General features: G+C 59.7%; 13 protein-coding genes. 10 read left to right on the plus strand and 3 right to left on the minus strand.

Going from position 1 to position 11,307, the window contains the following annotated elements:
- Positions 1–500: DNA/RNA non-specific endonuclease (locus AA0535_RS11250; RefSeq protein ID WP_264816289.1), on the plus strand; the 500-nt coding region annotated here is incomplete at its 5' end.
- Here AA0535_RS11250 and AA0535_RS11255 read toward each other — a convergent pair.
- Positions 501–749 (minus strand): WGR domain-containing protein, encoded by a 249-nt coding sequence (locus tag AA0535_RS11255; protein ID WP_306310236.1) that lies wholly within the window; start codon positions 747–749, stop codon positions 501–503.
- Positions 750–893: 144 nt separating this feature from the next.
- Between AA0535_RS11255 and AA0535_RS11260 the strand changes: the two genes are divergently transcribed.
- From AA0535_RS11260 to AA0535_RS11290, 7 genes are all read left to right on the plus strand, one after another.
- Complete coding sequence (locus AA0535_RS11260; RefSeq protein ID WP_264816293.1) at positions 894–1,433, plus strand: hypothetical protein; 540 nt, start codon at positions 894–896, stop codon at positions 1,431–1,433.
- A 92-nt stretch (positions 1,434–1,525) separates the two neighbouring features.
- Positions 1,526–2,182, plus strand: coding sequence for a hypothetical protein (locus AA0535_RS11265; protein WP_264816295.1), 657 nt, complete (start codon positions 1,526–1,528; stop codon positions 2,180–2,182).
- 563 nt (positions 2,183–2,745) lie between these two features.
- The gene (locus AA0535_RS11270; protein WP_264816297.1) at positions 2,746–3,720 is read left to right on the plus strand and encodes a DUF3991 and TOPRIM domain-containing protein; all 975 of its coding nucleotides are present in this window, start codon (positions 2,746–2,748) and stop codon (positions 3,718–3,720) included.
- Positions 3,717–4,127 (plus strand): hypothetical protein, encoded by a 411-nt coding sequence (locus AA0535_RS11275; RefSeq protein ID WP_264816300.1) that lies wholly within the window; start codon positions 3,717–3,719, stop codon positions 4,125–4,127. The genes AA0535_RS11270 and AA0535_RS11275 overlap by 4 nt, the downstream gene beginning before the upstream one ends.
- 10 nt (positions 4,128–4,137) lie before the next feature.
- On the plus strand, positions 4,138–4,830 hold the full coding sequence (locus AA0535_RS11280) for a hypothetical protein (RefSeq protein ID WP_264816302.1): 693 nt from the start codon (positions 4,138–4,140) through the stop codon (positions 4,828–4,830).
- Positions 4,831–4,848: 18 nt separating this feature from the next.
- Positions 4,849–5,331 carry a transcriptional regulator gene (locus tag AA0535_RS11285; RefSeq protein WP_264816304.1) on the plus strand — a complete coding sequence of 161 codons (483 nt, stop codon included), beginning with the start codon at positions 4,849–4,851 and terminating at the stop codon, positions 5,329–5,331.
- 171 nt (positions 5,332–5,502) lie between these two features.
- A complete protein-coding gene (locus AA0535_RS11290; RefSeq protein ID WP_264816306.1) occupies positions 5,503–7,512 on the plus strand; it encodes an ATP-dependent helicase in 2,010 nt (669 codons plus the stop codon).
- 211 nt (positions 7,513–7,723) lie between these two features.
- Here AA0535_RS11290 and AA0535_RS11295 read toward each other — a convergent pair whose 3' ends face one another.
- Positions 7,724–8,617, minus strand: coding sequence for a LysR family transcriptional regulator (locus AA0535_RS11295; RefSeq protein ID WP_264816307.1), 894 nt, complete (start codon positions 8,615–8,617; stop codon positions 7,724–7,726).
- Positions 8,618–8,903: 286 nt separating this feature from the next.
- Between AA0535_RS11295 and AA0535_RS11300 the strand changes: the two genes are divergently transcribed.
- Positions 8,904–9,452, plus strand: coding sequence for a hypothetical protein (locus AA0535_RS11300; RefSeq protein WP_264816309.1), 549 nt, complete (start codon positions 8,904–8,906; stop codon positions 9,450–9,452).
- 104 nt (positions 9,453–9,556) lie between these two features.
- Here the strand turns inward: AA0535_RS11300 and AA0535_RS11305 are convergent, their stop codons facing one another.
- A complete protein-coding gene (locus AA0535_RS11305; RefSeq protein ID WP_264816311.1) occupies positions 9,557–9,757 on the minus strand; it encodes a hypothetical protein in 201 nt (66 codons plus the stop codon).
- A gap of 622 nt (positions 9,758–10,379) precedes the next feature.
- Between AA0535_RS11305 and AA0535_RS11310 the strand changes: the two genes are divergently transcribed.
- The gene (locus tag AA0535_RS11310) at positions 10,380–11,039 is read left to right on the plus strand and encodes a hypothetical protein (RefSeq protein ID WP_264816313.1); all 660 of its coding nucleotides are present in this window, start codon (positions 10,380–10,382) and stop codon (positions 11,037–11,039) included.
- The last annotated feature ends 268 nt before the right edge of the window (positions 11,040–11,307 follow it).

Below are 11,307 nucleotides of genomic sequence, written 5' to 3' on the forward strand. Positions count from 1 at the left end.
CCCCGAGCGGTTCAGCGCCCGATCAGCTCTCCCAGGAGGAGACCTTCTCTCTCGCCAATGTCGTGCCCGAAACCCCGGCTCTGAACGAAGGGGTCTGGACCGGGATCGAGATGGCAGTGGCCGACTGGGCGCACAGGGTCGGCGAGCTCTACGTCGTGACGGGTCCCGTACTTCAGGCAAACGGGCCGACGATCGGCTGGGACCGCATTCCGGTCCCCGTTGCGATCTGGAAGGCGGTCTACGATCCCGTTCATGAGCGGGGCGGCGCGTGGCTGTGCCGCAATGACGATGCGCCTGTCTGCGAGACGCTGAGCTACGCGGCGCTCGAACAACGGACCGGTATCGATCCGTTCCCGAGCTTGTCCCTGCAGATCCATGATGCTGATCCCGCGCTGCCTCAGCCGGAAATCAGCCCTTACACCCCGCGCTCACGATCAACCGGTGCAGAGCGACGCGCCCTCATCGATCCAGTCCTGCGCGGCTTCTCCCGGCGCTTCTGATCAGTTGCCGATAAGCGCGTATCCGCGTTTCTTTCGATACCGGATCATGCGCGTCAGCGCATTCGCGGCCTCTCCCTCATCCTGATAGAGATCGACGCGCGTGCTGCCTGCCGTGCCGATACGACCCCATTGCCGCAGCAATGTCGCGCCGCCGAACAGATCGCGGTGGATGCTCAGACGATAATACCGCCATTCATTCCTGTCCGGTCTGATACGGCGCAATAGCGCCTCGACCGGGAAGAGGGACATCTGCTGTCCCACCCCGCTGTCAGCTTTGCGCGATCTGCGTCGGGAAATTGCCATCTCCCGATGCTGCCACAAAACCCTCACCCATTTCCATCACGACCTCGCGTGTCGACTGCGCAGCAGCGCGACCGCGACAGGAGAAAACGCATGCATTCTTCCTGCCTCACAGCCGTCAGGCTCAAGCTCCTATGCTCCGGGTATCAAAGCGCTCTGCCGATCGAACTCTTCACCGCGCCGAACGCGCCTGACCTTGTGGCCGTGTCCATTGCTCAGGACGACACGATAGGCGACCTGCGCGAACGGTTGGGTAACGAGATCCTCCTGCGCATCGACTGGGATCTCTGGGCGGATCGTGGTGATTCCACCAATGCGCGTGTCAATGCGGTGCTTGCGCTGCTGGAGACGCCCATTGCTTCCGTCTTTCCGGGCAACCCTGCCGACATCGCCGATCCGTCGGTACCACCACCTCCCGTCGAGCCTTATCTGGAATCTGCTCCTGATGGGTCAGGCGTCTTCCATGTTGCGGACAGTACGAGCGGCCACATGCTCGCAGGCCCTTTCGCAACTGAAGAACAGGCAAAGGAGGCTCTGGATATACTCCTCGAGGCTCATCCCAGCCCGGAATGGTTCAAGCGCTGGTATGGCCTTGAGCTGGAGTACGCGGGTCAGGACGTGATCCGCGCATAGTGTGCCACGCCGTCACTTCTCACTCCACAACGATCGCGCCACTATGGATCCGGGTCACAGGAACCAACCTGTTCCCAGTGAGGGCGCCGAACATGATCGACACGAAGTATCGCACTGCCTACGCGGAGACACGCGAGCTCTACGACAGACTGGCGCCACAGATGGGCGGGAAGGATTACGGATACGAGATCCTGTATGGACCCGAGGTCGTGACACCCTCGATCTTTATTCTTGGATACCAGCCCGGTTACAGGATGAAGATTGATGAGATGACAGAGGAGGCAAAGCGCCCAGCAGGTCCCCCTACCACACTTGAATACGCGAGCGCGACCTGGCCGTTAGCCAGGGCTTTGCGGAGCATTTGGTCAGCAGATCGTATGAACGACATGATGGGCGGCAATATCAACTTCTTCCGCGCTGTCTCTGTCAACGAATGGACAACAATCCCGCTCCCTGTCCGCCGCGAGCTGCAAGAGCACTCCCTCGGGACAATTCAGCAACTGGTCGAGGTTTATGCGCCCAGGCGCATTCTTGTCATCGGGCTCGACACGCTCAAGAGAATACCAGGGCACATCATCGACAAGGGTCATGTCTCTTCAATCGATCCGTCACGTCATAATCCGATCGCCCAGGAGGCTACGTTGTGGGGGAAACCGGCTCTTGCTGTGACCCATCTGAGCGGGGCTCGTCTCAAAGCCGAGGACAGGCAGAATATCTATAATTATGCGCGCGCCTGGTCAGGCATCTGATCCATCTCGCGCATCACCTTTCCTTACGATGCGCGCAGAAGAACACAGGCGTCTCCCCTTCGGGGCCACGTGACACGGGCTCCGCCCCAAGCCCCTATGGCCATTCGGCGTATCCCGTTGACGTATTCATCAGGGCGATGCTTGAGCCGTACCAATCGCAATACGCCATGCCATAGGCCTCGATAGCGTCAAGACAGCTTCCACCCCATCTTCCTCCGCTCCCGTTGGTCGCTTCGTGCAGACAGGTCCCCTGAGAACCTATCTTGACCCCATCTCCGTCCACAGCGGTCCTGAAAGTGTCGGGTCGAAAGGCGTCGCTGCGCTATCCTTTCGACCCTTTGCCTCCGGCACAGGTCGATCGAAAGGCTGTTGCTTTTCTTTATTGGATGAAACCGGTTCTGCGAAGTATCTCGAAGTATCGAAACGGCGCGATATTGCGTATTTATTGTGTAATATTGCAATTTCTTGTTGTATATTCCGGTCACTATGATAGTATCTGTTTGTAGGAAATGGCCGCACTCCTAGTAGTTCGGCTTCATGGCTTTCGCTGAGGAGTAATGATCATGGCACGTTTCGAATTATCTGAGGCCGATCGCGCTGCCATTACTTCCGGCGTCTCCTGTGCGCTGCTGCTGGAGCGTTATGGTTTCGCCCTCGACAAGAAAGACAGCACGCGCAATTCGCTCAAGTACCGTCGTGGCAAGGGCGAGACCTATATCGTCTCCCATCAGGGCAAGGGCTGGTGGGATACTGGTTCCCAGGCCAAGGGAAACGTCTTCGATCTCGTCAAGCATTTCGAGCCGACGCTCCGGTGGCGGGATGTTTGTGTCGATCTGGGCAAGATGGTCGGTGTTGAGCCTGCTTCGACCCCGTGGGTGAACACACAGAAGGCCTCGTCCGATTATCCGCCTCCTGCCGAGCGCTGGGCCAAGGCCAGGCCGCTGCGTAAAGGAACCACGGCTTGGCAGTATCTGACAGAAACGCGTTGCCTGCCGGAATGGCTGCTGCGAAAGGCCTCGGCTAACGGATCGATCCGTGATGGTTTCAAAGCAGCCTGGTTTAGCTATCGCAACGCTCAGGGGGCGATCACGGGCGTCGAGCGGCGTGGGCCTGAAACGCGCCTGCAGCTGAAGGACAGCGTCAAGACGCTCTTCCGCTTCCAGCTCAGGCCGAGCACGCCCGTGCGTCGTCTGGTCGTGGCTGAAGCGCCGATCGACGCGCTCTCCTTTGCCGCCATGGATGTCGAGCGTGGAAACGATACGCTTTATGTCGCTACGGGTGGCGGCATGGGGCCGGAAACCATCACTGCTTTGCAGGATCTTCTCGATGCCATGCGCCATAATCCGGACGCGCTGCTGGTCGTCGCGACAGATCGTGATGACCCAGGCCACAGATATGCAGACATGCTTTACGATCTCGCCGATGAGAGTGGCGTGGATAGCATGCGGCTCTATCCCCCGGGCGGGGCCAATGATTTCAACCAGGCGTTGCAGGTCAGCATGACAGCAAACGGCGCATCTGCTGCGGTGGCATCATGAGCGGGCGGCATCGAACCTCCGGTAACGGCGACAAGTCACAACCTGAGGGTTGCGAGACTTCCACAGACGTACTCACGCAGATTGCTCAAGCTGAGACCTGCTATCGTGCGTTCCTGGTGAGCGGGCGTGCTGCACAGATGCTGCAGGCGGCCCCCGGTCTGGGTGTCACTATACCGCTTCTCTTCCTCCAGTGTGAGGGCATGGCGCGAAGCGCGACCGGCCTCGCCGTAGGGGGCGATCTCGATCCTATGATGCCTGAACTAGGCTTCGATCTGGACGGGCAATTCACCCTTTTCTCAACCGACCACAGCGACGCCGGTGAGTTCATCACCGTGAATGGCTGGGTCGGCACAACCGAAATTCAGGCTCTCCGACAAGGCGCCTCCTTCAAAATCCCTGCAGAGTGAGAACTCAACCATGACACACGATCATTCCGATACCGATCTTGACGTGCTCTTCCCTGGCTACGATCTGATCGTAGCGCTGCGACAGGCATTCCTGAAGCATCTCCTATACGATGACTACCGCCGCCGGAGCCCTGAGCTTGGCGGTACCCACCCATGGACTCTTGTTGAGCTGTCCTGCCTCGTTTCCGGCGAGGTGGTGTCGGGGATCGTCGTGTCGGCCGATCCCGTCCCAGGTGGATGGGATCTCACGCAGTGCTTCGATATTTATACCGGAGAAGATCTGTATACGGGCGCGTTCCGCTCGATCGATCCTATGCGATACGCCGTCCGTCAGATCGGAACCGTACCTGGGCGGGATGCAGTATCTGCGCGTAGCGCGGTCGTGCCTCTCCTGAACCTTGTAGCAGTTGCAACCGCTGACTGGTCGGCCCAGCCCGATACAGTGGCACGTACGGTTTCTCCTTGCGGTGAGGCCTCAACGCAGGATTTCCCCGAAGCATTCGTCTGCATTCATGATGGTGACGATGAACGATATGGACTCGTCACCAAAGGCTTCCCTGACGGTCATGGTGGATGGAATCTCGAGCTACCCACCGAGGTTTTTGTTTCGACAGGTGACATCATCTCTGTGGCACCTGGCGAAGACACATGGATCGAGCTGATCCACGACGTCGAACCTGACGGTTTGGTGCGACGCGGCTAGAAAGGGGAGGAGGGCTGAGTGAATCAAGCGGCATCCCTCATCGACGCGAGACTGAACGGCATTGGCTGGTCGGTCTGCCAGGCAAGCCGACGAAGCCAGATATCGCGGGACCGGATCGCGAGATGGCGACATGGCATTGGCGAACCACCTCAGTCTTTCATGGAGTGGCTGGATGCCCTGCACGCACTTCACCGGCGCTATGCGACCCCGCTTTCGCGCGACGTTCCCATTGCAGGCAATCGCGCGCCCATGGATGCCTACGCGGTGGGTCGTGCGCTCATGATCATCGGCTGGTCCGAGCGCCGTCTCGCCGAGCATCTTGGCTATCACCGGACGGAGCTGAGACGTTTGTTGGAAGGTGGCGGCAGGCTCGGCGCAAGGTCGTCCCGTTGGCTCGAAATGCTCGAGAACGGACACCGCGACCTGCCACGGCCCGCGATCTCCCCTATGTCCAGACGCCCTGGCAGGCGCACCGGGTCGGCTGCGCAGACGACCCTATGAACATATGGATCATCTCCCCCAATACATTGCGCGACAATCGTCATCATTGGCCACGAGGGGGCTCGTGCCTGTCTCGCAAGAAGAGCATGCCGACCGGCCTCTTTTTCGGCGCGCGGCATCAGGGAAATAGATATGTACCAAACAGCTACGTTACCGGATCACTCCTCGATCATGTCCGGTCTTACGCACGTCCAGCGCGACGCCGCCCGTCAACCCGGGACCGTTGTGGTGCTGGCCGGTGCCGGAACAGGCAAGACCAAGACACTGGTTGCGGGGATTGCTGATCGCATCTGCAGACGTGGCATGCCTGCGCATCGCATTCTCGCCGTGACGTTCACCAACAAGGCCGCAGGGGAGATGAAATCGCGTATCGAAGCTGTGCTTGGAAGCGACCATGCACCCCGATGGGTCGGTACCTTCCATGGGCATGGCCGCCGTCAGCTGCGGAACGATCCTGATATCGCCGGTTTGCGCGAGGGGTTCGATATCTGCGACGCCGAGGACAGCCGCATTATCGTCCGTCGGTTACTGGAGGAAGCCTGCGCGGCTGGCTTTGACTCACCGGATGATGTGACGCTGAAACAGCGGATCCGCTCCGTCTCGACACGTATTGCCCTGCTCAAGGAGCGGCTGATCCTCCCCAACGATGCCGTAAGCTCGACCGAGGGGCTCATCGCTTCGGGCCAGTTGCATGAGGGAGACGATCTGAATGCCTGGCGTGAGGCTGCCGCGCTTTACCGTCCCTACCAGTCTCATTTGAGAGAAGCCAATAAGGCAGACTTCGCAGATCTGCTCTTATGGCCTACCGTCACCATGCTGCGAGACGAGACATACCGTCGCGACTGGGCCGGTCGGTTCGACGCGGTGCTTGCGGACGAGTTTCAGGACGTTAATCGGCTTCAGTATCTCTGGCTACGGCTGCTGTCGCAGGACCATGGCGAGTTCTTCGGGGTGGGCGACGACGCGCAGTCGATATTTGGTTGGCGTGGGGCGAATGTGGCCATCATTCGCTCCTTCCTTTCGGAATTTCCGCACGGACGCATGATCGCGCTCGAGGAGAATTTTCGCTCCACGGGCCATATCCTCGCAGCCGCCAATGCCGTGATCGCGGCGGATCCTGATCGTCTGCAAAAGACGCTCTACACGGCAGCCGGAGATGGAGCGCCGATCGACATCCTCAACTGGCCTGGTGGCGCCGAAGAGGCCAAGGGTATTGTCGACGAGATTGCGCGACGAGGGCTGGAAGGCGTCTCTTTCGATGACATGGCGATCCTTTATCGCTTCAATTTCCAGTCCCGTCAGCTCGAGGAGGCGCTGCTGCACGCACATATTCCCTATGAGCTCGTCAATGATACGGCGTTCTGGCAGCGCGTCCCTGTGAAGGATGCTCTGGCGCTCCTCAGGCTTTGCAGCAGCCTCGACGACCGGCAATCCGATGAGGCCTTCCGTAGAATGGCCAATCGCCCCAGACGGGGCATCGGCGCGGTGTTCATGGCGCGTCTGGAGCAGATCTCCGAGCAATCCTATCTCTCCCTTTTTGAGACGGCTGAAAAGATTGCTGCAGGTGGCAAAACCAAGGCCCATGGGGCGCTAGCGCTTTTCACAGCGACCATCCGCGAGATCGCCGGGGAGGTCGGGATGCCGGTTGCAGCGAGGCTCCGTATGCTCCTCGAGAGAACCGGCTATTTCGAGATGCATCGCCAGGAAGGGGACGAGGGCAAGACGGCACTCGAGAACCTGCACGAGCTCTGTGTGTTGGCAGAAACGTTCCCGACCCTCGAAGCCTTGTTCGACCATGCCGCCCTTGGCAGTGTGCGCGACGACGCAGATCCAGTCGGCAGGGTGAAGCTCATGACGATCCATGGCTCAAAAGGCCTCGAGTTCGGTCACGTCTTTCTACCGGGTTGGGAGGACACGCTCTTTCCGTCGACCAATGCGACAGCAGATCCTGCCGAAGAGAGGCGCCTTGCCTATGTGGCGCTGACGAGAGGCCGCAGACGCGTCAGCGTCTCATGGTGCCGCTATCGCGGCGGACGGCCTGCCGCTGCGAACGGCTTCATTGCGGATATTCCCGAGGCCTCACGGCGTCAGGGCTGGCCAAAGCGACGCTTCAGGTTGGCCGACAGGAATGCCGACACCGGTAGCGGCCCTGCTCCTAATCTGCGCGAGTTCGGATCGTGAGTGACGCCCGGGCGCCGGAGCGAGGGGATGGGTCATCATCCCCCACAAAATGGGCGCATGACTGTGCTCAATGCGGGTGCGGCGCCATGTTCGGCTTCGTCGATCGACACGGGGACCTGGTCTGGTATTGCATGCGCCACCGGGAAATCGGACGAAGCCAGATCAAGCGGCCATTGCGAACACACACGTAAGAGATGATAGGCCCTGATACTCAGGCTGCCGAAGATGCCGGTAGGTGCTTCAGGAACGCCCGGAGTTTGGGGGGCATGTAGCGGGTCGTGGGATAGTAGAGAGTGAAGCCCGGATGTGACTTCATGTAGTCGTCGAGAAGCGAGAACAGCTCTCCGCTCTTGATATGCGCTCTGAACGTCTTTTCAAATCCGAATGCGATACCTGAATCGGCGAGCGCAGCGCGTAGCATAAGGCGCGGGTCGCTGGTCATGATCCGGGGCTCGACGATCACGCTCAGGGCTTCGCCCTGATCAACGAATTCCCAAAGATAGGGCGGGGGACCGGAGAGCGTTTTCAGGCCGATGCAGGCATAGCGCGGAAGATCCCGAGGGTGTTTCGGCCGCCCGTTCTTGCCGAGAAAGCGCGGCGAGGCAGCGGCCATCATTTTCAGATCGCCGCCAATAGGAAGGGCGGTCAGACCTTCCTCGCGACGATCGCCGATGCGGATGCCGGCATCGAACCCGGCAGAGACGAGATTCATTCCTGCATCGCTTACCGTGATGTCGAGCCTGATGTCAGGATAGGCTTTGCAAAACCCTGCGACGAGAGGTCCTGTAAGCATGCGCGCTGCGGCAGAAGACACCAGAATGCGTAGCGATCCGCTTGGCCCTGCCTTGTTCGTTGTGGCGATGACGGCGTCGGTGATCTCACCCATGGGGCCGGCGACGCGGGCATAGAGCTCTTCTCCGGCCGCAGTCAGAATACATGAATGCGTCGTGCGAACCGCCAGGCTCATATCGAGGTCCTTCTCCAGACGGATGAAGGCCTGGCTCACGGCCGATCGGCTCACGCCCAAGCGTCGGGCGGCATCAGCAAAAGACGCGCTCTCCGCGACCGCGGTGAAAATAACCAGAAGGTAGGGTTCTACGCGCATTGTCCATCCTGCCTTCACACACCCACGTTGCGGAAATTGGCTACACGTGAATTCGGGATGCCGCCATACAATTGTTAAGCGACGTTAAAGAGCGCGCGGCCTCAGGCGAAAAACGCTCAACCGGCACCGGATCTGTCATGCATGGTATCAGCCCGGTTCGGGCGATATGCCGCGACGGTAGAATATGCGCGCAAAGGTTTCGCCCCAGGACGCGCTGGTCGATCGTCACCTGCGCTCACATTGCGGTCGTTTATGGCTGGATTATCGCCAACGACCAGGAATTCTCATGTCACCTCGAGCTCGCCCCCTGCCGGTAGCCCAGCCTTTTCATGACAAATCACCGGAGGACAAACGCAAGGCGCGCCGTGGGCTGCGGCGTCGCCTACTGCTCCTCTTGGAGGAGCGGCCGATGACAGTCATGGCGCTCAGACTGGCGCTGGACGCAGATGAGGCCGGGGCCCTGGTCGCAACGCTCGACGATCTTGTCGCGGCGGGAGAGATTGCAGCGATCGGACACGGGGCTTACACGAGGGTGCCGTGGGGCCCCGAGATGAGACCTGTTGTTGCCGCGCCGTTGCTCGACACCGTTCACGGCGCGCTCACTCACCTTGCATCACGGACACGTCGCAAGTCCTGCTCGGTAGGTCTTGTCTCCGATTTCCTGGGGCTGTCGCTCGAGGATGTGGCGCTTAGTTTGCAGCAGCTCGAGCTTACGGGGCTGGTCAGCTTCAACGACGCTAATGGCGAATGGGCGCCTATCGGGACCGCCACAGCGCGCCGGGTACGCAAGGGGATCGATGAAGGGATACCGCCTATGCATTCGCCCAAACGCTGAATGGCTGATGCGGCACCAGTCGTCATGAGGTACTTTGTTTGGTGGGTTATCCCCAGTTTCTGTGGACAGAAACGGGGAGAACGGCGGTATAGAGGGCGAGCATCTCACCCAAGGGAAGCAAGATAGCCGACGAGCTCAGCCAGCATGCGCTCGAGGTCAGGCTGCGCGATGACGCACCCGCCGATCAGGACAAGGACGATGATTGTGATTGCCCTTCTGCCACGGGATGGGCGTCGTATGCCCATAGCCGCCCGCCAGCGTTTTTTTGCGTCTTCACGGTCATAGTCGCGATCTGCAAGGTTCATGAAAATCTCTTCCGTGAGGTCGTAGCTGGTTCAGGGGTTGGTTGCACTTGTAGACCATAGGCTACCGGCCCAAGGCCAGAGCCTACGCAGCTTTCCTCCGAGCTGCGAACATGCGGTTGTCGCGACGGCTGTTACATATCAAGCGAAGCGAGCCCCCATAAAATACAGATGAGGTGATGGCTCCTGCGGAGGAAGGGAGCCCACGCATGACGGCGCAAAAGTGAGCCTAATACGGGACAATGTCAGCGCAGCGCATCAACGCATCTCGCTCCAGATCGAGACCAGGCATGGGCGCGCGTTGCGCGGCCTACGGCTGCGGCGTCACACGCCGCCCCCACGCGGTAAGCGTATTGTGCTGAGTACTTCTGCTTGCTTATGAATGGAAGAAGTACCTATAATGTAAACACAAATAACGATACGTCATAAGCGGTAATTATACGGATTTTTACTATGCGGTCAGTACATGACAAAGCAAATAGACATGCAGTATTGTCTATTCTATTCCTTATCAATTGCCGATATAACTTTACTTGTGAACAGGCAATAACGCCTCACACAAAAAGCGCCCCGGAAGGTGCTGTAACACCACTCCGGGACTTCGCCAGAATGAAAGAATGGTTTCATGTCAGACGCAGCCAACACCATCGCCCAGAAGCCCGCCGCCCGCAACCTCTCCCCCGCTCGCGTGCGTCAGTTCAAGGAAGCAGAGGCCCGCGTGAAGGCCAGCAACGCCCCCACGCTCGAATTGACCAAGCTGTTGGTTCCCACAGACATCCAGATGCAGCACATCGCCACCAGATTCCCCTCGGTCAAGGTCGGTGAGTATGACGAACTTTTCGGCGCGGGTCTGTCCTTGGTACGCGACCAGTACGAAACAATGGCCCCTATCCTGACTTTTGATGGCCGCCACGGCACGAATTTCAGAGCCCTCAAGCTGCACCTCGACCGGATCGTGGATGGCGTCATTCGTTCCGCCTACGGCGCTGCTCAGTTCTATGAGGGCAAGCGTCTCGCCGCCAAAGATGCGACAAACAGCTTCTCGAACGAGCACCGCGACGAGGACCGGCAGGGCGTCGATGGAGGCGATAACCGCGCCGCTGAGATGCGCACCGTCGCCGCCGAAAAGGCCGGTCACGCTTGGTCTCTCGCCGTTGTCGCTGCCGGGGCCTGCGAAGCCTACCGCGACCTCATGGGCAGCGACTGGCAGCCCTACCAAGCCAACAACAGGCGCAGCGTCTCCCAGCGCGCCGCTTCCGAAGAAGCCGCAGCCCTCGGCTTCTGATCGTTCCCACCGGACCCGAAAGGGTCCGGTTTTCGTGTGGGGCCTTGGCCTCGATACGGCGGGGAGGCGGACAACGCCGCTGACGCGCCGTTGCGGTTTTTTTCGGCCCGCGCCAGGCGCTGGCAGACGTACGGATTTTGATTCATGCCCAAGGTAAACGACCGACGTTCTATCGTCCGCATCTTTTGGGGTAATCCCAACACGCAACCGTCTGAGGGCAGCGAAACCTTGCCGGACGGGCGGACCCTATGGGCCTGCACCGTCCTCG

It is taken from the genome of Asaia krungthepensis NRIC 0535 (assembly GCF_025995175.1).
Taxonomy (GTDB): domain Bacteria; phylum Pseudomonadota; class Alphaproteobacteria; order Acetobacterales; family Acetobacteraceae; genus Asaia; species Asaia krungthepensis.

Bases quoted from the DNA above. Each gene is read 5' to 3' on its own strand.
- AA0535_RS11265 (WP_264816295.1), top strand. From the start codon at position 1,526: ATGATCGACACGAAGTATCGCACTGCCTACGCGGAGACACGCGAGCTC.
- AA0535_RS11275 (WP_264816300.1), top strand. From the start codon at position 3,717: ATGAGCGGGCGGCATCGAACCTCCGGTAACGGCGACAAGTCACAACCT.
- AA0535_RS11305 (WP_264816311.1), bottom strand. From the start codon at position 9,757: ATGAACCTTGCAGATCGCGACTATGACCGTGAAGACGCAAAAAAACGC.
- AA0535_RS11310 (WP_264816313.1), top strand. From the start codon at position 10,380: ATGTCAGACGCAGCCAACACCATCGCCCAGAAGCCCGCCGCCCGCAAC.
- AA0535_RS11290 (WP_264816306.1), top strand. From the start codon at position 5,503: ATGTCCGGTCTTACGCACGTCCAGCGCGACGCCGCCCGTCAACCCGGG.
- AA0535_RS11300 (WP_264816309.1), top strand. From the start codon at position 8,904: ATGTCACCTCGAGCTCGCCCCCTGCCGGTAGCCCAGCCTTTTCATGAC.
- AA0535_RS11260 (WP_264816293.1), top strand. From the start codon at position 894: ATGCATTCTTCCTGCCTCACAGCCGTCAGGCTCAAGCTCCTATGCTCC.
- AA0535_RS11295 (WP_264816307.1), bottom strand. From the start codon at position 8,617: ATGCGCGTAGAACCCTACCTTCTGGTTATTTTCACCGCGGTCGCGGAG.
- AA0535_RS11255 (WP_306310236.1), bottom strand. From the start codon at position 749: ATGTCCCTCTTCCCGGTCGAGGCGCTATTGCGCCGTATCAGACCGGAC.
- AA0535_RS11270 (WP_264816297.1), top strand. From the start codon at position 2,746: ATGGCACGTTTCGAATTATCTGAGGCCGATCGCGCTGCCATTACTTCC.
- AA0535_RS11280 (WP_264816302.1), top strand. From the start codon at position 4,138: ATGACACACGATCATTCCGATACCGATCTTGACGTGCTCTTCCCTGGC.